Source organism: Bacillus sp. JJ675 (assembly GCF_036963165.1).
GTDB lineage: Bacteria > Bacillota > Bacilli > Bacillales > Bacillaceae > Bacillus > Bacillus glycinifermentans.
This window is the reverse complement of record NZ_JBALMR010000096.1, coordinates 17731-40515: the sequence shown is the minus strand read 5'-3', so window position 1 is coordinate 40515 and position 22785 is coordinate 17731. Positions and strand designations below refer to the sequence as shown.

Below are 22785 nucleotides of genomic sequence, written 5' to 3'. Positions count from 1 at the left end.
CCCCGGCAGTTTTTTCATGCTACAACGGTTCAGATGCGTTCAAAACGGCTTGAAGCAACCCGGGGAAGCGGCTGTTTAAGTCTTCTTCGCGAATCGAAATAAAACGCTGTGTCCCGTCTATTCTTGTATGAATCACTCCCGATTCCCTGAGCACTTTAAAATGGTGGGAAAGGGTTGATTTAGGGATGGGAATATTGACTGCGCTGCACGACTGTTCTCCGGCTTCAGCGAGATTTTTAATGATTTGCAGCCTGTATTGATCACTTAGTGCGTAAAGGACAGCGGATAATGTGATGTCATCCCGGTTTGGGTGGTAAAGCGTCCTCAATGTGATTCACCTGCCTTACATATACTTATGATTTGAATTGTAGCATAAGTGGTGCTATTATTCTATTGTTCGAATATATTCGAACAATAGAATAAACCGAAAGGGTGACAATATTTGAAAAAGGTGCTTCCGCTTTTCTTTTGGATCATGTTTATGATTGGGACAGATACGTTTTTAGCGTCTCCCTTATTGCCGACTTTAAGGGAGCTGTACAACGTCCCTGTAGAAATGTCCGGCTGGATCGTGAGTGCATATGCGCTCGGCTACGCTTTATTCGCTTTAATCGCCGGTCCGGTGTCTGACGGGCTGAATCGAAAAACGGTGATGACCTGGGGGATGGCCGCCTTCGGTGCGAGCACCTTGTTATGCGGTTTTGCCCCGAATTTCTGGACGATGATTTTGCTGCGGTTTGCAGCCGGATTGAGCGCTGCGTTTGTGACGCCGCAAGTGTGGGCTTCGATTCCAACGCTTGTTCCGAAAGAGCGGATGGTAAAAAGCATGGGGATCGCTGCTGCCGGTTTATCTTTTTCGCAGATGCTCGGCTTGCCGCTCGGCGGTTATTTGGCATCCATTCATTGGTCTGCTCCGTTTTTGATCCTTGTAGCATGCTCGTTTATCTTCGCAGGGCTCATTCATTTCGTTTTGCCCGATTTAAAGCCGCATCAGCAGGCAGCAGAAAAGGTTCCGCTTGCGGCCCGCTACAGGACGCTGTTGTCTGAAGCGAAGGTGTTGAAAACATTTTTCGCTTATTTTATCTTTCAAATGGGAAATTTTGCCGCTTTTTCTTTTCTGGGCACATGGCTGGCGGATGATTTTCGGTTCAATGTCGGTCAAGTGGGAACGGCAATGCTCATTTTAGGATTGGGGAACGTATTTGGAAGCACATTGGGCGTTCATTTGGTCGCAAAGCTGGGCAGGGCTTTTTCTTTGTATGCCGGGATTGCGATTTTGACCGTACTGTATGTCGTTCTTGCGCAAACGAAGCAGTTTTCATTTGCCGAGATTAACTTTTTTATTATGTTCTTTATTACGGGGATCGTATTTACATTGATGATGAGCCTTTTACAAAGCTTGTCGCCTCATTCGAGAGGGACGATCGCTTCATTGGCGAATTCCTGTATGTACATAGGGCAAACGGCGGGAGCATCGGCTGCCGGACTGTTATATTCCCGATTCGGCGGATTTTTTGCGGTTGCCATGTTCACAGCGGTATTATACATTCTCTCAATCTTATTGTTTAAAAACAGCAAAATACTGAAACAGACTTTGTAATCATCCGAGAGGCTGCCGTTTGTGACGGCAGCCTCTCAATTTATATTTTCGAGTACGACAGCCGCGCGGCGGCATCGTGCAGGTGAATCGATTCCTCATTGCGGCTTTCGATTTCAAAAGCGGAGATCCAGTCCATTTCGTATAAGTCAGCAGCTGTTAAGCGGATGACGTCTTCTACAAATCTCGGATTCTCGTAAGCCTGTTCTGTTACTTTCTTTTCGTCGGGTCTTTTTAAGACGGGGTAAAGCTTCGCGCTTGCATTGGTTTCGGCTGCGGCGAGAAGCTCCGTTTTGAAATCTTCCGGCATGGCGGCCCTGTCATTGATGTGCGCTGTGATCTTGATGACGCCGCGCTGATTGTGGGCGCCGTACTCGCTGATTTCTTTTGAGCAGGGGCAAAGTGTCGCAGCTTTGGCCGTGATGCCAACTGTCCCAGTCCAGCCCTCTTTTTCATGATACGAAACATTCATATGTATATCGGCGTGCATCAGCCCGGGAACTTTGAGTTCTGGGCTGAGCCGCTCAAAATACCATGGAAATGAGAGAGACACTGCTGCCCCTTGCTGCTCCATGTTGACCGCCAGTTCCTTCGTAAAGTCTTTCAGTGAATCAAGCCCGACGATCCAGTTTTCTGCATGGTATCGCTGTAATTGTTCAGTCAGCCGGCTCATGTTGATGCCTTTCCTGCTGCGCGCAAGATGAGTCGTTAACGAAAATGAACCGATCGTCGTCTGGGAAAACGGCTTGACTGCCGATGTGATGCGGATCGGGTGGGAAATGTTTGTAACGCCGACCTGATCAATGTCAAATAAATAATCGTTCGGCGTATTTTGTATATCTTTCATTTGTTCTTTAACGGTTGGCTTCGTTCCTTTTACCGCCTCGACAGATCCGAAGAGGCGGTGACGTTCCGGTTTTGCCGGTAATTGAAGGGGATGTTCCATTGAAAAAGCTCCTTTCATTGAAATAAATCGTAATAATTCCTATTTATTTTGAAGGAACGCTGTGATAAAATCAAGTAGTCTGATTAATAAAACGTAATAATTACGATTTGAAAAGGAGAATCAGCATGAACAATAAAATTCCTGTAACGGTTTTAAGCGGATACCTCGGGGCGGGCAAAACGACTTTGCTGAATTACATACTGCAAAACCGCCGGGGCCTGAAGGTTGCCGTCATCGTCAATGACATGAGTGAAGTGAACATCGACGCCGGACTGGTCAAGCAGGGCGGAGGCCTTTCAAGGACGGATGAAAAGCTGGTCGAAATGTCGAACGGCTGCATCTGCTGCACGCTGAGAGAAGATTTGTTGGTGGAGGTCGAAAAGCTCGCTAAACAGGGGAATATCGATTATATCGTGATCGAGTCGACCGGAATCAGCGAGCCGATTCCGGTCGCGCAAACCTTTTCCTACATCGATGAAGAACTGGGCATCGATTTAACCCGGTTTTGCCGGTTGGATACGATGGTCACGGTTGTCGACGCCAATCGTTTTTGGCACGACTTTCAGTCAGGGGACAGCCTGCTGGACAGGAAAGAAGCCGTCGGCGAAGAGGATGAGCGTGATATTGCCGATCTCCTCATTGACCAGATCGAATTTTGCGATGTACTGATTTTGAATAAATGCGATCTTGTTTCTCAAGAAGAGCTGGCAAAGCTGGAGAAAGTGCTGAGAACGTTGCAGCCTGGTGCGAAAATCATCCGGGCGGTCAAGGGGGAAGTGGATCCGGGAGAGATTTTGAATACACGATTGTTTGATTTTGAGAAGGCAAGCAGTTCGGCGGGGTGGTTAAGGGAATTAAATCAGGGGCATGAGCAGCATACGCCTGAGACTGAGGAATACGGGATTTCTTCCTTCGTGTATGAAGCGCGCCGTCCTTTTCACACAGAGCGGTTTTATAACTGGATCCAAACGCTTTCGGAAAACGTTGTCAGAGCGAAAGGAATTGCCTGGTGCGCGACGAGGAACGACCTTGCCCTATTAATGTCTCAGGCCGGTCCGTCCGCCAGTCTTGAGCCGGTCTCGTACTGGGTGGCAGCATTGCCGAAGCAGGAGCGGGAACGAATCTTAAAGGAAGAGCCAGAGGTTTTACAAGATTGGGATGCCGAATTCGGCGACCGCCACACAAAGCTCGTCTTTATCGGAATCGACCTTTCGCCTGAAGAGATTTCAGCCGAAGCGGACCGATGCCTGCTGACAGATTCCGAGATGGCGGATGATTGGTCATTACTGCCTGATCCGTTTGATTGGGTGATTCAAAAAGCATAAACAAAGAAGCCAAAAGGCAAAAGAGGAACATCCCGTCCTCTTTTGCCTTTTTTTCTGCTTGCATTGACATATGAGGAAAGGAATACTAATATTCTATCTATAATGTTAACTTAAATTCGAATAAAGTTAACATATAAGGGGTGAAAGAATGCAAGGGGAAACGTATTACAGCGTGAGAATGAGGGCTTCCCAAAACGGCTCCCATGAAGTAGGGGGCAAGCACATATCAGGAGGAGAGAGGCTCTCGACTTTCAGCGGTTTGAAGGATGCGGTCAATGCTTTATTGGATAAAGGCTTGTCTCATTCAAGAGGAAAACCGGACTTTATGCAAATTCAGTTTGAATGTGTTAACGAACCGATAAGAGCGATTCATCCTTTGAAAATTGAAACAAACGAAGCGAATTCAGCAGAAAACGGAAAAGCGCTTGCCGCGGAGCTTCTGCAGCAAGCAGGCATTCCGGTAAATGTCATTGAAAAAGCGTTTCAGCGCATCGACGAATTCTCAGAAGTAAGAGGCGCTGTATTGCTTGACGTCCGCTCCGGAAAGCGGGTTGACGAAAGAAAGGAAAAAGGCGTACGTGTTTCGCGGATGGATTGGCCTGACGCCGATTTTAGAGAATGGGCGGCCTGTTGCAGAGTCCCGCTGAATTCACGAATAAAAGAAGCGCTCGCACTGGCGACAAAGGTATGCGGGCACCCGGCCGTCATCGCCGAATTGTGCTGGTCGGATGACCCTGATTACATAGCCGGCTACGTCGCCGGCGAAAAGCTCGGCTACCAGCGGATTACAAAGATGAAAGAGTATGGAGACGAAAGCGGCTGCCGCGTTTTTTTCGTCGATGGATCGGCCGATTTGAACGATTGCATCAGCTATTTGGAAAAAAAGCCTTTGTTTATTCAAGCAGGAGGGGAAGCATGGAACTGTCATTAATCGAAAAAAGCATAATGTATCTTTGGCTGCCTTTTACACAGATGAAAGACTATGATGAAAACCCGCTCATCATCGAAAGCGGAAACGGCATCATGCTAAAAGATATAAACGGCAAGGAATACTATGACGGATTTTCTTCAGTCTGGCTCAATGTACACGGACACCGCAAAAAGGAATTGGATGAGGCGGTTAAAAAACAGCTCGACAAAATCGCCCATTCTACATTGCTTGGGATGACGAATGTTCCGGCGACAGAGCTTGCCGAAACTTTAATCAAGATAAGCCCTGAAAAGCTTACTCGCGTTTTTTATTCCGACAGCGGCGCTGAAGCGATGGAAATCGCCTTGAAAATGGCGTTTCAATATTGGAAAAATATAGGAAAACCCGAAAAGCAAAAGTTCATCTCGATGCGAAACGGGTATCACGGAGATACGATCGGCGCCGTCAGCGTCGGTTCGATCGAGCTTTTTCATCATGTCTACGGACCGCTCATGTTTGAAAGCTTCAAGGCGCGGGTTCCTTATGTATACCGTTCCGAAAGCCCAGGCCCTGACGAGTGCCGCGATGAATGCCTGAACGAACTCAAAGAGCTGCTGAAAGAGCATCACGAGGAGATAGCGGCACTGTCGATCGAATCGATGGTTCAAGGAGCGTCCGGCATGATCGTGATGCCTGAAGGGTTTTTGGCCGGCGTTCGCGAGCTCTGCACGGCGTATGACGTGTTAATGATTGTCGATGAAGTGGCAACGGGGTTTGGCCGCACCGGAAAAATGTTTGCCTGTGAGCATGAAGGCGTTCAGCCTGACCTCATGGCAGCAGGGAAAGGGATTACCGGAGGCTACTTGCCGATAGCCGTTACATTCGCAACAGAAGAAATTTATAGAGCATTCTACGACGACTATGAAACGCTAAAAACGTTTTTCCACGGCCACTCCTATACGGGGAATCAGCTTGGCTGCGCGGTTGCGATCGAAAATTTGCGCTTGTTTGAATCTGAACAAATCGTTGAACAAGTCGCCGAAAAATCGGAAGCCCTTCGCGGATTCCTCCGTACCTTGGAGGCGCTCCCCCATGTCGGCGATATCCGGCAGCTCGGCTTTATGTGCGGGATAGAGCTTGTCCAGTCAAAGGAAACAAAGCGGCCTTACCCTCCCGAAAAGCGGGTCGGGTATCAGGTTTCGTTGAAAATGAGGGAGCTTGGCATGCTGACACGGCCGCTCGGGGATGTTGTCGCATTTCTGCCGCCGCTTGCGAGCACAACCGAGCAGCTTGAAGCGATGGTGTCCATCATGAAAGAAGCGATCGATGAGGTTACAAGCGGTGAACTTTGATGAGTGGTTAACCCGGCGGCTGGACAAAACAAAATCAGCAGGGCTTTACCGCACGCTGCGGCCGGAGGGTTGCGGCGAGAAGAATTGGGCATCCAATGATTACTTAGGTCTGGCCAATGACAGCCGGCTGATATCGGCCGCAAAGACGGCGCTTCATCAGGGAACAGGCAGCGGCGGATCGCGGTTAACGGCAGGCAACACGACTTGGCACGAAAAACTGGAGCGGAAAATTGCCGGCTTTAAACAGACGGAAGCGGCCCTCTTGTTTTCAAGCGGATATTTGGCGAACATCGGCGTGCTTTCTTCATTGCCTGAAAAAGGGGACGTCATATTGAGCGACCGGCACAACCATGCGAGCATCATCGACGGGTGCCGCCTCTCAAAAGCCGACACGGTCGTTTATCAGCACATCGATATAAGCGATCTTGAAAAAAAGCTGGCAGCGGCGCAGAGGTACAACAGGCGTTTTATCGTAACAGACGGCGTATTCAGCATGGACGGAACGATCGCGCCTCTCGACCGGATCATCCCGCTCGCAAAGCGCTATCAGGCTTTCGTTATTGTCGATGATGCACACGCAACGGGCGTGCTTGGGGAAAACGGAAGGGGAACGTGCGAATATTTCGGCGCGAGCCCTGATGTCGAGATCGGCACGCTAAGTAAAGCCGCCGGTGCAGAAGGCGGGTTTGCCGCTGGTTCGAACGTACTTGTTGATTTTTTGCTCAATCATGCCAGGACGTTTATCTTTCAGACAGCCGTCCCGCCGTCGAGCTGTGCAGCTGCGTATACGGCGTTGGAGCTCATCGAAGACAGCCGCGATAAACGGCGGAGGTTAAGGTCGTCTGCAAAAACAATAAGAACGGGTCTGGAGAATATGGGGTTTACGGTAAAAGGAGCGGATACGCCGATTATCCCCGTCATCATCGGAGATGCCCAAAAAGCCGTTTTATTTGCGAAACTCCTTGAGGAAAAGGGGATTTTTGCGCCGGCGATCCGCCCGCCGACGGTTCCGGAAGGCGAAAGCCGGATCAGGCTGACGGTCACTGCAAACCGCAGCCAAAGCGAAATAGCCGATTTGCTGAAATGGTTTTATTTTATCGGAAAAGGGATGAAAATCGTAAAATGAAGGGTTTTTTTGTAACGGGAACTGACACGGGTGTAGGGAAAACGATCATATCTTGCGGAATTGCCGCCGCATTAAAAAAGCAAAAGTTCGATGTCGGGGTGTTTAAGCCGTTTTTGAGCGGGATATCGCGCACCCATCCGGAAAGCGATACAGCCATGTTGAAGCGGGCGTCGCAAACATCTCTCACATACGAAGACATCACGCCTTTTGAATATAAAGAGCCGCTTGCTCCGTACGCCGCCGCAAAGCTGGAAGGAAAGACCGCCGGCATCGAAGAGCTCATCAATCATTGGAAAGCGATAAAAGATCATCACGACTATTTCATCGTCGAAGGAGCAGGCGGCATCGCGGTGCCGCTCGGAAAGGATTTTTTGGTCAGCGATGCGATCAAAGCGCTGAATCTGCCGGTTGTCATTGTGGCAAGGCCTGATCTTGGGACGATAAACCATACGTTCTTAACCGTTCAATATGCGAAAAGCACGGGGCTTCACGTAATCGGCATCGTCATCAACGGAATCAGCAGCCGACCGGGTCTTGATGAACAAACCAATCCGGAGATGATCGAAGCATTATGCGGCGTGCCGATTTTAGGCGTAACACCAAGGCTTGCAGATGCAGCGGCAGAGAACATTGAAAAAATGGCAGAGGGCCATATTGATATTCCTTTTATGATGAATCAAATACAAACGGGGGCGAAAAGATGAATCAGTGGATGGATCTTGCTGAAAGAGTGTTGGACGGAGAGGAATTGACAGACAATGAGGCACTTCAGATCTTGGAATGTCCTGATGAAGACATTCTGTTATTGATGCATGCCGCTTTTCACATTCGAAAACGTTATTACGGAAAAAAAGTGAAGCTCAATATGATCATGAATGCAAAATCCGGCCTTTGTCCGGAAAACTGCGGCTACTGTTCACAGTCTGCGATCTCAAAAGCGTCGATCGAGTCTTACCGGATGGTCGACAAAAGCACATTGCTTGAAGGCGCAAAGCGGGCTCACGATTTAAATATAGGAACGTACTGTATCGTCGCCAGCGGCAGAGGCCCGTCAAACCGGGAAATCGATCAAGTCGCTGCAGCCGTCAAAGACATTAAAGAAACATACGGTTTAAAAGTGTGCGCATGTCTTGGCATCTTAAAGCCGGAGCAGGCACAGCGCCTCAAAGAAGCCGGCGTTGACAGGTACAACCACAATATCAACACGTCGAAACGCAATCATTCAAACATCACGACCTCGCATACATACGATGATCGGGTCAGTACGGTAGAGACGGCCAAACAGTCGGGCATGTCTCCGTGTTCGGGTGTCATTGTCGGCATGAAGGAGACGAAGCAGGATGTGGTCGACATGGCGAAAAGCTTAAAAGCGCTCGATGCCGATTCGATCCCGGTCAATTTTTTGCACGCCATTGACGGTACCCCGCTGGAAGGTGTGAACGAACTTCATCCGCTTTATTGTTTGAAAGTTTTGGCATTGTTCCGTTTCATCAATCCGACAAAGGAAATCCGCATTTCCGGAGGCAGGGAAGTCAACCTCCGTTCGCTTCAGCCATTGGGGCTGTATGCCGCCAATTCGATTTTCGTCGGCGATTATTTAACGACGGCGGGTCAGGAGGAAACAGAAGATCAAAAGATGCTGAGGGATGCAGGATTTGAAATCGAATCGGTGGAAGAAATGAAAGCCGGTTTGCAGACGGCGTCAGGCAAGGAGGCATGACATGACAACAGAGCTGGATTCCGTCTTAGGTATTGATCGGGATTTTTGGAGAGAGCCCTATCCTTTTTACGATAAGCTGCGGTCCATTGATCCCGTTTATAAAGGAACGGTATTGAAGCAGCCGGGCTGGTATGTTACAGGACACAATGAAGCGATGACGATTTTTAAAGACGCCAGATTTAAAAACCGCATCCCCCTTCCGGAAACGTCAACAAAATACGAAGCTCTAAAAAATGTACAGCAAAATATGCTCCTATTCAAAAACGACTCAGACCATAAGCGGATGCGAACGCTTGTCGGCAAAGAGTTTACGCCGAAGGCGGCAGATGTTTTGCGCCCTTTTATAAAAGAAGCCGCTGATGAGCTGCTTGATCAGCTGCAAACCGGGACAACCGCGGATATCGTCTCACAATTCGCGTTTCCGTTGGCAAGCCTCGTCATCGCCCGCATCCTCGGAGTGCCGAAAGAGGAGAGGCATCAATTTAGACAATGGACGGCGAATTTAATTGAGACCATTGATTTTACACGCTCCCGACAGACGCTTGTCAAAGGAAGCGATACCGCATCCAGGCTGACGGCATATGTCAGGGACTTGATCAGCAAACGAAAAGCCGTTCCGCAGGATGACTTGATCACAACATTCATCAGCGCCGGGAAGCTGACTGAGGAGGAAGTGCTTGCGACGTGTGTATTGCTCGTCATCGCCGGACACGAGACAACGGTAAACCTCATCAGCAATGGACTGCTTTCATTAATGAAGCATCCCGCACAGCTCGGTGCACTGAAGGAAAATCCGGAGCTGATCACATCTGCAGTCGAGGAGTTTTTGCGCTATGAAAGCCCGACCCAGCTGACGGCCCGAACCGCTTCAGAAGACTGCGGCATCAATGGACACGTCATCAGAAAAGGAGAGCAGGTCTATATTCTATTAGGCGCGGCAAACCGCGACCCGAACGTCTTCGATCATCCCCATGTACTCGATATTGAAAGACATCCGAATCCGCATCTTGCCTTTGGGTACGGAGCTCATGTTTGTCCGGGCTCTTCATTGGCGCGGCTTGAAGCGCAAATTGCGATTCAAGCGCTTTTAGAGCGGGCACCCGGGCTTCGGCTAGCAGGCTCCGCCGTTCAATACCGCAGGCTATTGGGATTTAGAGCGCTCGCCAGTTTGCCGGTTATCCTGAATTAGAAGGGGCATAGCCCCCTTTTTTTACATATAAAACTTAACGTTTACGTAAAAGTCTGAAAGGTGTATAATAAGAAAGGAAAAGAGGCAACGGGGGGATATTGACGTGAATTGGATGAAAATCGACCAAATGGCAAAGCGCAGCGGTTTGACGAAAAGAACGATCCGTTTTTACGAAGAAATCGGCCTTCTCTCTTCGCCGAAGCGGACGGAAGGCGGTGTCCGCCTTTATTCCGAAGACGACCTGGAAGAGCTCGAACGGGTAATCAGCGCCAAGGAAGTATTGGGATTTTCCCTGCAAGAGCTGCAGCAGTTCATGGAAACGAGCAAGCACCTGGAAATGCATAAAGAAGGCTATCTTTTGTCATTGGATAAGAAGGAAAGGAAAGAAAAGCTCGAAGACATCCAGCATATGCTGGACGAACAAATGCGAATGATTGACGAAAAGATCGAAAAATTTCAATCGTTCAAGGAGCGCTTGGAGGGCATGCGAAAAAAAGCCCGTCATGCGCTGGAACACATTGATTAAACCAAACGGAAAACGCTATATACATAGCGTTTGTTTTTATGGAAAGAAAGGTATGATTCATTGATGGAGAAACAACAGAATTCAGGTTTTTTTAAACAGCCGAAAGCGGTTTGGGCCGTAGCGTTTGCCTGCGTTATTTCGTTTATGGGCATCGGGCTGGTCGATCCGATTCTTCCGGCGATTGCAGCGCAGCTGCACGCGTCTCCCAGCCAGGTTTCGCTTTTATTTACAAGCTATCTGCTTGTGACAGGCTTTGCGATGATTTTGTCCGGAGCGATTTCGAGCCGGATCGGTGCAAAGCAGACATTGATATCAGGTCTCATTTTGATTATTATTTTTGCCGCGTTGGGCGGATTTTCCCATTCGATTGCTCAGCTTGTCGGCTTCCGGGGCGGATGGGGCCTCGGCAACGCCTTGTTCATTTCAACCGCTCTTGCCGTTATCGTCAGTGTGGCGACAGGGGGAAGCGCAAAAGCGATCATCCTGTATGAAGCGGCTCTCGGCTTGGGGATTTCTGTAGGTCCCCTTGCCGGCGGAGAGCTTGGAACGATTTCATGGAGGGCGCCGTTTTTCGGAGTATCCATTTTAATGACAGTCGCATTGCTTGCGATTCTTATTCTACTGCCGGCCATCCCGAAGCCGCAAAAGAAAATTTCCATCGGCGCTCCGATACGGGCGCTGCGTTACAAGGGGCTATTTACGCTTTCGAGCGCCGCCTTTTTATATAACTTCGGCTTTTTTACGCTGCTTGCGTATTCTCCGTTTGTTCTTGATTTAAATGAGAGGGGCCTCGGATACGTCTTTTTCGGCTGGGGACTGTTTCTCGCGATCACGTCCGTGTTTACCGCACCGGCGGTAGAGCGTGCTTTGGGAACCGTCCGCTCCCTCATCCTGCTGTTCGTCTTGTTTGCGGCAGATCTGCTGGCGCTTGCCATCTGGACGGATTACATGGCTCTAGTCATCGCGTTCATCGTGATCGGCGGCGGTATTTTAGGAATGGTCAATACGATCCTGACGACCGCTGTGATGGGAGCAGCGCCTGTCGAACGGTCAGTCGCTTCATCTGCGTACAGTTCAATCCGTTTTATCGGCGGGGCGATCGCGCCGTGGCTTGCAGGTGTGCTGGCCGACCATTATAATGCACATGCGCCTTATGTTGCCGGCTGTATCGCGGTGCTGATCGGCATGGCGGTCTTAATCGGCGGCCGCCGCCATTTGGCAAACATCAAAGCCGGACATTAAGGAAAAAGCTTGTTTCCTTTAAAAGGAGACAAGCTTTTTTTGCTTTACAGCACTTTCGTCGTCCATGATTCACAGTTCCACGTATCTGTCGCAATCTCCGTATAAAATTCGGGTTCGTGGGAGATAAGAAGGATCGAGCCTTTGTATTCCTTGAGAGCTCTTTTTAATTCTTCCTTCGCTTCAACATCCAGGTGATTCGTCGGTTCGTCGAGAACGAGAAGGTTTGTTTCCGCATTGATGAGTTTGCACAGTCTGACCTTCGCTTTTTCTCCTCCGCTTAAAACGGAGACCCGGCTTTCGATATGCTTTGTCGTCAAGCCGCATTTTGCCAGAGCAGCCCTGACTTCGTATTGCGTAAAGGAAGGGAATTCGTTCCACACCTCATCGATGCAGGTGTTGTGGCCTTCATCTTTTACTTCCTGTTCAAAATAGCCGATATGAAGGTATTCGCCCCGTTCGACTTCTCCTGACAAAGGGCGGATTTCGCCGAGCAGGCTTTTCAGCAAAGTCGTTTTTCCGATGCCGTTCGCACCGTACAGGGCGATTTTTTGGCCGCGCTCCATTTTCAGATTGAGCGGGCGGGACAGCGGCTCATCATAGCCGATGACGAGGTCTTTCGTTTCAAAGATCAACTTGCCGGACGTTCTAGCCTGTTTAAAGCGGAACTCAGGCTTCGGTTTTTCCGACGGCAGTTCGATCATGTCCATCTTATCGAGTTTTTTCTGCCGTGACATCGCCATATTGCGCGTGCTGACCCGCGCTTTGTTGCGGGCGACGAAATCTTTAAGCTCTGAAATTTCCTGCTGCTGCTTTTTATAGGCCGCTTCAAGCTGCTGTTTTTTCGCTTCATACACTTCGCGGAATTGGTTGTAGTCGCCGACATAGCGGGTCAGCTGCTGGTTTTCGACATGATAGATAAGATTGATGACGCTGTTGAGAAACGGAATATCGTGCGAAATCAAAATAAACGCGTTTTCGTAATCCTGCAAATAGCGTTTCAGCCACTCGATATGCTGTTCATCCAGGTAGTTCGTCGGCTCGTCCAATAGGAGAATGTCGGGTTTTTCAAGCAGCAGCTTGGCAAGCAGCACTTTCGTCCGCTGGCCTCCGCTTAAATCGGTGACATCCCGGTCAAGCCCAAGGTCATGGAGCCCGAGGCCGCGGGCAATCTCTTCGACCTTTGCATCAATTGCGTAAAAATCGTTGTTCGTCAGGGCGTCCTGGATCGTCCCGACTTCTTCAAGCAGCTTCTCAAGCTCGTCGGGATCAGCCTCTCCCATTTTGCCGTAAATGGCGTTCATTTCTTCTTCCATTGCAAATAAATAATGAAAAGCGTTTCTCAGCACATCGCGGATCGTCTGTCCGCGCTCGAGAACGGTATGCTGGTCAAGGTAGCCGACGCGGACTTTTTTTGACCATTCCACTTTACCTTCATCAGGTTCGAGCTTGCCCGTGATGATGTTCATAAACGTCGATTTGCCCTCGCCGTTAGCGCCGATGAGGCCGACGTGTTCGCCTTTCAGCAGGCGAAAGGATATATCTTGAAAGATCGCCCGGTCGCCAAAACCGTGGCTTAGCTTTGTTACCGATAATAAACTCATGTTTTGCACCTCGGAATATATGATAAAACCGTTCTTTACGATTATACCGGACTGCCGGGGGCAAGGTAAAAGAAAAATTGCGAAGCCGCTTCCGTTTTGAGATACTAGGAACAGGATCAACCTGAGAATAAAGGAGAAAAACATGACAGAAAAATGGCCATTTTTAAATAAAGCAAAACCGTTTATTAAGGAAAATTGGGAGGCGTCGGGCTTCCGTGAACCGACCGATGTTCAAAAAAGCACGGCCGGGCTTATTTTGGACGGGCGCGACGTGATCGCCGAATCGCCGACCGGAACGGGAAAAACGCTCGCTTACATACTGCCTGTATTGGAAAAACTGGACGCCGGTCAAAAAAACGTCCAGGCTGTAATCCTTGCCCCTTCCCGCGAGCTCGTCATGCAGATTTTTGACGTCATCGTTGAGTGGAAAAAGGGGTCTGACATCAGAGCCGCTTCATTCATCGGAGGAGCCAATATAAAGAAGCAGCAGGAAAAGCTGAAAAAACATCCGCACATTATTGCCGGCACGCCGGGGCGGGTGCTCGAGCTGATCAAGATGAAAAAGCTGAAGATGCATGAAGTAAAAACGATCGTCCTTGATGAGACGGACCATCTTCTTACACTTGAGCACCGCGGCACGATTCAAAGCATCATCAAATCGACGCTGCGCGACAGGCAGCTTGTCTGCTTTTCAGCGACGTTAAAAGAGGATGCCGAACGCGAGCTCCGCGGGATGACGAAAGACGCTGAACTGATCAGGGTGAAAAGAAAGAGTGAAGAAGCGGCAAAAATCAAGCACCAATTTCTCGTCTGCGACCAGCGCGATAAAATCAAAATTCTGCAAAAGTTTTCAAGGCTCAAGGGAATGCAGGCTCTCGTGTTCGTGAAAGACATCGGCAATTTAAGCGTGTACGCCGAAAAATTGGCTTATCACCATGTCGATGTCGGAGTCCTGCACAGTGAAGCGAAAAAGCTCGAACGGGCGAACATTCTCAAGGCGTTTGAAGCAGGCGAGTTTAACCTGCTTTTGGCAACCGACATCGCGGCGCGCGGCATCGACATTCAGCAGCTGCCATATGTCATTCATGCCGATTTGCCGAATGAAGAAGGCTATATCCACCGCTCGGGAAGAACGGGTAGAGCCGGAAGCGAAGGAACGGTCATCAGCCTTGTGACCCGCGGCGAAGCAGAGCGGCTGAAAAAGCTAGCGAAAAAGCTCGGAATCCGCCTTCAGAAAATTGTATATGAGAGAGGACAAATCATCGAAAAATAGGGGGCCTAAAAAGCCCCTCTTTTTTATGTTTTCAGGCATGGCCGCTTTTTACGGATTCAGCGTCTGAGGAGGACCGATTCAGGGAGGAAAAGGTGATATACGTCTGCATCCCTTGTATTTAAGAGGTATTGATTGGCGTTTTCCTTGGAGTCGTTAAGCATGTCCTTTGTGACAAAAGGAAGCAGGGTGAACAGATATGAAGCCAGGATGTCTTCCGTGCTGCCGGCCGTTCGCTCTTCGGGATCGCCGATGTTCATGATGATCGAAAAGATAAAATCAACATTGATGCCGAACCGTTGGGCCGCAAAGGTTTCAAAAAGGTGGGTATCCGAGTCTTCATGACCTTCCAATAGGAAAATTTGTTTGAGCAAATCGCTGATGATCCATGCGTTGTATTGCTGTTCCGGCGAAAAATAATTCAAGCGGAATCACCCCATTTTCGATTGATCTTCTTTTACTGTACCTAAACGAATCCGATAACAAACATATTTTCTGAAAATCTATAACAAATGTAATATTGATACAAGAATGTCACGCAGCGCATTTCGTTGTTTAACCGGGTGCCGATGGGGTAAGTCATAACTACAACATGCAACAAAGGAGGAGATTTTAGATGAAACCAGTTGTAAGGGAATATACAAATGATGAAAAGCTGATGAAGGATATCAACGAACTCAAGGAGATCGGCGTCGCCAGAGAGGACATATACGTTCTTTCACATGATGACGACAGGACGGAAAGAATTGCGGAAAACGCGGACGCCAATACGATCGGTGCAGAGGAGACAGGCATCAAACATGCGGTGGGGAATTTCTTCAATAAAAAGGGAGATGAACTTCGCAATAAAATTCATGAAATCGGCTTTTCAAAACAGGAAGCGGAACAGTTCGAAAAGCACCTTGATGAAGGAAAAGTGCTCCTGTTTGTAACCGATCATGATAAAGTGAAATCCTGGGTTTAAGACAGGCTGCCGACTGTGTCGGCAGCTTATTTTTTTTCATGAACCGGTGAGAAAAGGGCAAAGTAAAAAGAAATACAGATCTATAGGAGGAAATATGTCGTGACAAAAGAAAAAGATCCGGAAAAGAAACCGGAAGTTCGCTTCATTCCGTTGATCATCACGATTGCAGCCGGAATCATCATCTGGTTCATACCGGTGCCCGCCGGACTGCACCCGAAAGCGTGGCATTTATTCGCGATATTTGTGGCGACGATTATCGGCTTCATATCCAAGCCTTTGCCGATGGGATCGATCGCTATATTCGCCCTGGCGGTCACGGCTCTCACCGGAACGCTGTCAATTGAAGAGACGCTGAGCGGATTTGGAAATAAAACGATTTGGCTGATCGTCATTGCGTTTTTCATTTCCCGCGGTTTTATTAAAACAGGCCTTGGAGCGAGAATCGCCTATATGTTTGTCAGGGTGTTCGGCAAAAAAACACTCGGGCTCTCGTATTCGCTGCTTTTCAGCGATTTGATTCTCGCACCCGCCATCCCCAGCAATACTGCTAGAGCGGGAGGCATCATTTTTCCGATTATCCATTCTTTGTCGGAAACGTTCGGTTCAACGCCGGACAACGGCACAGAGCGGAAAATTGGGGCCTTTTTGCTGAAAGTCGGCTTTCAAGGAAATCTGATTACGTCTGCGATGTTCTTGACGGCGATGGCGGCGAATCCATTAGTCGCAAAACTCGCACATGATGTGGCGGGAGTGAATATGACCTGGACAAGCTGGGCGCTTGCTTCGATCGTTCCCGGAATCGTGAGCCTGATCGTTACGCCGCTTGTCATTTATAAATTGTACCCGCCCGAAATTAAAGAAACACCGGACGCTGCGGGCATTGCGACAAACAAGCTGAAGGAAATGGGACCTTTTAAACGATCAGAATTGTTCATGGTCATCGTCTTCTTCCTCGTCCTTTTTCTGTGGATATTCGGAAGCCGCGCCAATATAGACGCCACGACGACGGCTTTGATCGGTTTGTCAGTCTTATTTTTGACACAGGTGCTGACATGGGACGATATTAAAAAGGAGCAGGGTGCATGGGATACGCTTATATGGTTTGCGACTCTCCTCATGCTTGCGTCCTTTTTGAATACGCTCGGAATGGTCGGCTGGTTCAGCGATATGATGAAGTCTTTTGTTTCAGGTTTCCCATGGATGACAGCCTTCCTCGTGTTAATTCTCGTCTACTTTTATTCGCACTATTTCTTTGCCAGCGCAACCGCCCATATCAGCGCGATGTATTCGGCGTTTTTCGCCGTTACCGTAGCCGCCGGCGCGCCGCCGCTTTTATCGGCCTTCGCCCTCGCGTTTTTCAGCAACCTGTTCGGCTGTACGACACACTATGGCGCAGGAGCGGCACCCGTCTTTTTCGGTGCCGGCTATATCCCGGAAGGAAAATGGTGGTTTATCGGTTTCATCCTGTCGCTAGTTCATCTTGTGGTATGGCTCGTTGTCGGCGGCCTGTGGTGGAAGGTGCTGGGGATGTGGTGAAAAGAAGGGCAGGAGCTTGTCCTTCTTTTTATGTTCATATTGACACAGTTGATTTGAAATACACAATTTATGGTCTAGAGACGCATTTAAATTAAAAGCTTTGGAATTAGGGCCTCTATCATAAAACCCGTTTTTTATGAGTTTTTCTTTGAAACAAATGAAGGATAATAAAAATCCAATTTTTGTATTTACTTATATTGATTTACATATTAACCTAATATATGACAGATCTGTTTTTTTTTAAGTTGGCCAATAAAAGAAGAAAATTAAAAAATGGGAAGAGGGGATTATTATGAAAAAATTTTTAAGGAGAAAGAAAATATTAGTCACTTTCTCTATTATTGCTTTGGTCTTTATTTTCGGCTTTAGTACGGCGAGTTTAGCTTATAATGAACCGTATTCTTTCAATATCCGAACTGCAGTAACTGGAGCCTATAAGCATAAGCTAAGCAATAAATCTACCACCATAACTGCTAATGCAAAAACTATCAAGGCTGAGACTGGTGAAACTCTACCACAAACCCATAAATATACTGTAACAATTAGCAAGGGGATATTTACTAGTTACAATACCGGCAGATTAACCACAGGAAAAAGTTATAGCAAAAATGTAGGGAAAGTAGCTTCGGGAACGTACAGAGTTAATGTTACGAAGCATACATATTCAGATTATGGAATTAATATAAAAGGTGGAGGAAGGATTAAACAATAGAAAGATTATGAGACAAGATAATAGAATTATAATATCGACAAATCAAGTAACAAAATCATATGGGGAGGGTGCTTCATTATTTTATGCGTTGCACCCTACTACTCTTTCTATAAGCAAGGGTTCAATCAATGTAATATTGGGAAAAAGCGGATCAGGGAAAACAACTTTGCTGAGTCTCCTTGGTGGCATGGAGGATCCTACCAACGGCCATGTATGGTTTAAACAGCAAAATTTTTATAAATTAAATGATGCTGAACAAGCTAATATTAGAGGCAATAATTTTGGTTTCATTTTTCAAAATTATCATTTAATACCTGAGATTTCAGTGTTTGATAATATTATTCTCCCTCTAATGATTAATAAAAAGAAAAAAGACATTTCGGATATTAAAAAACTGACAAATATTTTGGGAATTGGAAACAAGTTAAAATCCTTTCCTTTCCAACTATCAGGTGGTCAGCAACAAAGAGTCGCTATTGCAAGAGCAATGGCCAATGATCCAGAAATCATTTTTGCGGACGAGCCTACTGGTAATTTAGATCGAAAAAATGCGAAAAAAGTTATTGAACTTTTAGTTTCTCTATGTGAACAATTTGATAAAACATTAGTGATTGTTACACACGAAGAAAACTTGATAGAAAGGCCAGATCAGCTTTTTTTTATTGAAGATGGACGAGTTAAAACTTTATAAAGGTGTTGAAATATGTTTTGGGTTAAATTAGCTTTCAAGTCATTGTTCCATAGAAAAAAATATCTTATTTAATGGTTTTTGTTATCTTTATATCTATGGTCTTTCTTATTATGGTGAACAGTGCGACAGAAGAAATTCTGAAATACACAAAAGAAAAGGCCTATGAAAAATATGGTGAACATCATGCTATAATTAACAATCTTAATGAAAAGGAGTTCAAAGAATTAAAAGGAATACATAGTATAAAAAAAGGAGGAGGAATTTTTTTAGTTGGTTATACGGAAGATTTTAATGATTCTGCAATCGGAGCATCTATTGGATGGTTTGACAAAAATGCTTTAGAATTAGGGCATATCCATATTTTACATGGGAGGATGCCTGTACACAAAAATGAGATTGCTATTGAATCATTTTTAACTGAATCTTTTAAAACAGATGACGTTATTGGAGAGAATGTTAAACTAAAAATAGGTGCTATTGAGGAAGATTACCAAGTAGTAGGTGTTGTGAATAACTATTCATCTAATTGGTCTACTCCAATAAATATAGAAAAAGGAAAGAATACATATCCGAATATCTTTGTAAGTCCGACAATACTTAATGCAAAAAAGCACATTGATATACAAAATAGTCTTATTTTTTCTCTTCAAAATGAAGATGTAGATAGGATCGAACAAGAAATAAATGAAAATTTCGAAAAGCATTTGTCAAGTGTTGAACAATTATATGAAAACGAGAATCTTTTTAATGAAGGATATAAAAACTATAATACCATTTTTCACATCTGTTTGTTTTTTTCAATTATTCTAATATTCGGTTCGTTATGCTGCTGTTTTCGAATATTTGAGGTTTTCTATAAGAATTACCGAAAAAAAATTGCGATACTGAGATCTTATGGAGCAAAAAAACATCATATAAGGCTTCTTGTTTTTTTTCAGATTACCATCATTGTTTTAGTGAGTTTCTTAATATCTTTTCCAGTTGGGACATACTTGAAAAAGATATTAAATCATCAAACATATGTTACTGATAGCTATAGTTCTTCACCTCTGCTGGAATCTACTCTGTTCGTCACGATTTGGCTCATCGTATTATTTTTTTCATTATGCATAACAGCATTAATTTTAACGGAAAAAATAAGCAAAGAAACAATTCAAACGAATTTAAAAGGGAATCCTCTTATAGTAAAGGGATACCGTGTTTATCAATTTATCGAAAAATTTCCTTTTAAATTGAAGTCTTTAGTGATTCAACTTGCGTTTCGATGGAAATCTTCCATATTATTTATTGTGATACTGTCTTTCTCGATCATGATTTTTTTCTTTACCCAGTTAATTTCCGAAGAAATAATTGATAAACCCGAAGAAACAACACCGGATTTTATACTTTCATCTAAGCAATTGACTGCTGAAGAACATGTAAATGGCTATGCAATAGAAACCAATCAATCTGTTTCTTTTGATTATAAAAGTGTGGAAGATCTTCAACGCATGCCAGGAATTATTTATATTGATAAAGTTCCAAACTCACTAGGGAGTACCTTACTTTTAACTAAACAACAGCTTTCACCATACATTAAATCTTGGATGAGTAACTATAAACTGGAAAATATAAATGTTGAGATATCTGAGGATACAATTGATAATTTAATACCAAATAATCTTATACCAATTCCTAATGTGGATATTGTATTAGTGAATGACAGTGAACTTAAACAACTTAAATACATGTATAATTTCGAAGAAAGTTCCATTGGGAAATTAAAAAAATCCAGGTCAGCCTTTATTTTCTTTCTGAAATAAATCAAAAAGGAATGAATAATAAAATTATAAATGGAGACGAAGTGAAAATTGGTAGGATTGCTTTTACCTCTAATGAAAAAAAACTAGCTTTTGAAAATTGGGATTTTAAGATAGAACAAATCATCTTGTCTCCTTACATGATGCAAAAAAATCAAATTTCTCAAGAGCGTGAAGGAATTACAGTTTTAATTTATGAAGAAGTAGCTAAAAAATTTTGGGTTTTTGATGGCTATAAAGAATTGAAAATATATACTGATCATTCTATTTCTAATCAAAAAAAGAAGGGGATTATTAATAAAACGAAACAAATGGTGGCCTCAATTCCTGGAAGTCTTTATTATTCGGAAACAGAAGATAATAAGAGGATTGAATCAATTTCAAATTATCTTTCAATATTAGGAACTATATTATTTACGGTTACTGCATTTTATTCTGTTTTAACATTAGCTGCAACAATCTATTCTAGAATCATTCAAAGACAAGCTGAAATTGCAATTAATCGAGCCTTTGGAAAAAGTGTCACAGCAGTTTTTAAAGAACTAATAATTGAAATGACTACCTATTTAATTTTAGCGTTTCTTTTAAGCGGAACAATAATTCTTTTTCTTACATTTTCAATGCCTGAAAACCATAATATTTATAATTATCTTAAATATTATTTTTACTCAGTTGCTTTTACAGGCACTTTATCCTTGATTTCACTATCTATTTTATTTTTCGTATTGAAAAAAATAAGTATTTCTGACGCTTTAAAAGCTAAAGAAGAATAGTTTGGTAAGTAGTGTTTATGAGCTATGGTGAAAATCAACAAAACTTGATAGTATAGTGACAAAAAATAAGGGTGTGGATTTTAATGTTCTGGTCAGTTGATTTAATGCTGCTCGGTTTCATGTTTGCAATCGTCTACTTTTTGTATGACATTGTCAAAAACCGAAAAAAGACAAGTTTTTTTAGGAAAATGGCGTTTGCCAGTTTTATTGTTTATTTGAGCTTTGTTTATCACTATACGTTAGGCGGGATCAACATTCCGCCGCAGCCGGCATACGCTCAAATGAACATTCAGCTCATTCCATTTTATTTTGTCGCTGAATGGATGCAAATGTATCAGCAGAGCGGATTTGACTGGTTTTTTTGGAATTCCGTCAAGCTTACATTTTTTAATATTTTATTGCTCATTCCTTTAGGTGTGTATCTTTCCGTTCTATGGAGAAAAACTTCGCTTAAAAAAGCGGCAGTGTTTGTTTTTTTGACAAGCTTTTTGATTGAGAGTCTCCAACTTGTGCTATCTGTGACAGGATTAATAATGGCGAGAACTTTTAATGTCGACGATTTAATTCTAAATACGGCCGGCGGCGTAATTGGTTTTTGTCTGACATCTTTAATGTTTGGAGCAAAAGGATCAGGTTCCCGCAGGAAAGGTCTGCATTTTTGAATAAAGCGCGAAAGATGATTCTCGCAAGGCAATCATCTTTGTTACTTAAAACCGAAAACTCAGGTTTTTAAATCGATGAATGCCGGTGCCATGCTTGACCAGCCCGTGTTTCTTCAAGTGCCATGCCGCATACCAGGCTTCCTGTAAAATGACGGGATCAAGCCCCAGCTGATGGTGCCCGCCGAAAACCTTCCCCCCACGCCTGATGGCCGAAATTTTTTCAAGCAACTCAACCAAGCTGGCCGGATCTGTCGTCGGGTAAAAAGCGTAGATGGGAGCTCCGGTATACAGAAGGTCTCCGGTGAACAGATAACCGTTTGCGGCGTCAAAGATGCAGATATGGCCCGGGGAATGTCCTGGTGTATGGTAAATGACGAGCGGCCTTGAACCGATCTCGATGATGTCGCCGTCTGCCATAACACCCGTCGGTTCACCTGTGTACGGCGTATAGCTTTCAGGATCGAACGTGTCAGGGACGGGTTTTGTAATATCGCGTGACACGTCTTTTCGTATTTGTTCGATTGGAAGACCTTTTATTCCGCCGGCGAGCCAATCTTTCTCAGCTTCGTGTACATAAATGCGCTCATATTTCCCGTGGCATCCGATATGATCCCAATGCACATGGGTGGTAATGACGGTAACCGGCATGCTCGTCAGCTTGTCGGTTATTCTTTTGATATTGTCAATCCCGAGTCCTGTGTCAATCAAAGCGGCTTCTTTTGTTCCGAGCAGCAAATAGGAGTGAACATTTTCCCAATGTCCGTATTCACTGATCGCAAATGTCTTCTCATCAAGCTTTGTCACGGTAAACCAGCGATCCTCCATCACTTTCCCGCCTCCCAGC

The 22785-nt window shown here is 45.4% G+C and carries 23 protein-coding genes; 18 read left to right on the top strand and 5 right to left on the bottom strand.

The window, feature by feature from the left end:
- Positions 1 to 19: 19 nt before the first annotated feature.
- Positions 20 to 328: an ArsR/SmtB family transcription factor gene (locus tag V7126_RS21880; RefSeq protein ID WP_046130398.1), complete on the bottom strand. Its 309-nt coding sequence runs from the start codon at positions 326 to 328 to the stop codon at positions 20 to 22.
- Positions 329 to 442: 114 nt separating this feature from the next.
- Between V7126_RS21880 and V7126_RS21875 the strand changes: the two genes are divergently transcribed.
- Positions 443 to 1600 (top strand): MFS transporter, encoded by a 1158-nt coding sequence (locus tag V7126_RS21875; RefSeq protein WP_046130397.1) that lies wholly within the window; start codon positions 443 to 445, stop codon positions 1598 to 1600.
- Positions 1601 to 1640: 40 nt separating this feature from the next.
- Here V7126_RS21875 and folE2 read toward each other — a convergent pair whose 3' ends face one another.
- Positions 1641 to 2543 (bottom strand): GTP cyclohydrolase FolE2, encoded by a 903-nt coding sequence (gene folE2 / locus V7126_RS21870; protein WP_046130396.1) that lies wholly within the window; start codon positions 2541 to 2543, stop codon positions 1641 to 1643.
- A 125-nt stretch (positions 2544 to 2668) separates the two neighbouring features.
- Here folE2 and V7126_RS21865 point away from each other — a divergent pair, with 125 nt between their 5' ends.
- From V7126_RS21865 to V7126_RS21825, 9 genes are all read left to right on the top strand, one after another.
- The gene (locus V7126_RS21865) at positions 2669 to 3868 is read left to right on the top strand and encodes a GTP-binding protein (RefSeq protein WP_065894192.1); all 1200 of its coding nucleotides are present in this window, start codon (positions 2669 to 2671) and stop codon (positions 3866 to 3868) included.
- A 148-nt stretch (positions 3869 to 4016) separates the two neighbouring features.
- Positions 4017 to 4799: a 6-carboxyhexanoate--CoA ligase gene (bioW, locus tag V7126_RS21860; protein WP_046130394.1), complete on the top strand. Its 783-nt coding sequence runs from the start codon at positions 4017 to 4019 to the stop codon at positions 4797 to 4799.
- Positions 4784 to 6130: an adenosylmethionine--8-amino-7-oxononanoate transaminase gene (gene bioA / locus V7126_RS21855; RefSeq protein ID WP_335499095.1), complete on the top strand. Its 1347-nt coding sequence runs from the start codon at positions 4784 to 4786 to the stop codon at positions 6128 to 6130. Before bioW ends, bioA begins: the two co-directional genes overlap by 16 nt.
- Positions 6120 to 7256, top strand: coding sequence for an 8-amino-7-oxononanoate synthase (gene bioF, locus V7126_RS21850; protein WP_099047021.1), 1137 nt, complete (start codon positions 6120 to 6122; stop codon positions 7254 to 7256). The genes bioA and bioF overlap by 11 nt, the downstream gene beginning before the upstream one ends.
- Positions 7253 to 7960, top strand: coding sequence for a dethiobiotin synthase (gene bioD, locus V7126_RS21845; RefSeq protein WP_046130391.1), 708 nt, complete (start codon positions 7253 to 7255; stop codon positions 7958 to 7960). Before bioF ends, bioD begins: the two co-directional genes overlap by 4 nt.
- Positions 7957 to 8976 (top strand): biotin synthase BioB, encoded by a 1020-nt coding sequence (gene bioB, locus V7126_RS21840; RefSeq protein ID WP_046130390.1) that lies wholly within the window; start codon positions 7957 to 7959, stop codon positions 8974 to 8976. The genes bioD and bioB overlap by 4 nt, the downstream gene beginning before the upstream one ends.
- Before the next feature lies 1 nt (position 8977).
- Positions 8978 to 10165: a cytochrome P450 gene (locus V7126_RS21835; protein WP_046130389.1), complete on the top strand. Its 1188-nt coding sequence runs from the start codon at positions 8978 to 8980 to the stop codon at positions 10163 to 10165.
- A 103-nt stretch (positions 10166 to 10268) separates the two neighbouring features.
- Positions 10269 to 10691 (top strand): MerR family transcriptional regulator, encoded by a 423-nt coding sequence (locus tag V7126_RS21830; protein WP_046130388.1) that lies wholly within the window; start codon positions 10269 to 10271, stop codon positions 10689 to 10691.
- A 63-nt stretch (positions 10692 to 10754) separates the two neighbouring features.
- Positions 10755 to 11933 carry an MFS transporter gene (locus V7126_RS21825; protein WP_046130387.1) on the top strand — a complete coding sequence of 393 codons (1179 nt, stop codon included), beginning with the start codon at positions 10755 to 10757 and terminating at the stop codon, positions 11931 to 11933.
- Between the two features lie 44 nt (positions 11934 to 11977).
- On the opposite strand, the gene V7126_RS21820 is transcribed toward V7126_RS21825, so the two are convergent.
- Positions 11978 to 13534 carry an ABC-F family ATP-binding cassette domain-containing protein gene (locus V7126_RS21820; RefSeq protein WP_046130386.1) on the bottom strand — a complete coding sequence of 519 codons (1557 nt, stop codon included), beginning with the start codon at positions 13532 to 13534 and terminating at the stop codon, positions 11978 to 11980.
- A 142-nt stretch (positions 13535 to 13676) separates the two neighbouring features.
- Here V7126_RS21820 and V7126_RS21815 point away from each other — a divergent pair, with 142 nt between their 5' ends.
- Positions 13677 to 14807 carry a DEAD/DEAH box helicase gene (locus V7126_RS21815; protein ID WP_175075896.1) on the top strand — a complete coding sequence of 377 codons (1131 nt, stop codon included), beginning with the start codon at positions 13677 to 13679 and terminating at the stop codon, positions 14805 to 14807.
- A gap of 56 nt (positions 14808 to 14863) precedes the next feature.
- On the opposite strand, the gene V7126_RS21810 is transcribed toward V7126_RS21815, so the two are convergent.
- Entirely contained in the window at positions 14864 to 15229 is a 366-nt protein-coding gene (locus V7126_RS21810; protein ID WP_175075897.1) for a DUF3212 family protein, read from the bottom strand.
- A gap of 191 nt (positions 15230 to 15420) precedes the next feature.
- Between V7126_RS21810 and V7126_RS21805 the strand changes: the two genes are divergently transcribed.
- The 7 genes from V7126_RS21805 (at position 15421) to V7126_RS21775 (ending at position 21941) form a co-directional block, all read left to right on the top strand.
- Positions 15421 to 15768, top strand: coding sequence for a general stress protein (locus V7126_RS21805; protein WP_046130383.1), 348 nt, complete (start codon positions 15421 to 15423; stop codon positions 15766 to 15768).
- Positions 15769 to 15867: 99 nt separating this feature from the next.
- Positions 15868 to 17304, top strand: a complete 1437-nt coding sequence (locus V7126_RS21800) for an anion permease (protein ID WP_175075898.1) — start codon at positions 15868 to 15870, stop codon at positions 17302 to 17304.
- A 292-nt stretch (positions 17305 to 17596) separates the two neighbouring features.
- Positions 17597 to 18016: a hypothetical protein gene (locus V7126_RS21795; protein WP_046130381.1), complete on the top strand. Its 420-nt coding sequence runs from the start codon at positions 17597 to 17599 to the stop codon at positions 18014 to 18016.
- Positions 17994 to 18707: an ABC transporter ATP-binding protein gene (locus V7126_RS21790; RefSeq protein ID WP_231947425.1), complete on the top strand. Its 714-nt coding sequence runs from the start codon at positions 17994 to 17996 to the stop codon at positions 18705 to 18707. The genes V7126_RS21795 and V7126_RS21790 overlap by 23 nt, the downstream gene beginning before the upstream one ends.
- Positions 18708 to 18817: 110 nt before the next feature.
- A complete protein-coding gene (locus tag V7126_RS21785; RefSeq protein ID WP_175075899.1) occupies positions 18818 to 20509 on the top strand; it encodes an FtsX-like permease family protein in 1692 nt (563 codons plus the stop codon).
- A 41-nt stretch (positions 20510 to 20550) separates the two neighbouring features.
- Complete coding sequence (locus V7126_RS21780) at positions 20551 to 21279, top strand: FtsX-like permease family protein (protein ID WP_175075900.1); 729 nt, start codon at positions 20551 to 20553, stop codon at positions 21277 to 21279.
- 83 nt (positions 21280 to 21362) lie between these two features.
- Positions 21363 to 21941, top strand: a complete 579-nt coding sequence (locus V7126_RS21775; RefSeq protein ID WP_046130378.1) for a VanZ family protein — start codon at positions 21363 to 21365, stop codon at positions 21939 to 21941.
- Positions 21942 to 21986: 45 nt separating this feature from the next.
- On the opposite strand, the gene V7126_RS21770 is transcribed toward V7126_RS21775, so the two are convergent.
- Positions 21987 to 22766: an MBL fold metallo-hydrolase gene (locus V7126_RS21770; RefSeq protein ID WP_254416515.1), complete on the bottom strand. Its 780-nt coding sequence runs from the start codon at positions 22764 to 22766 to the stop codon at positions 21987 to 21989.
- Positions 22767 to 22785 lie beyond the last annotated feature (19 nt).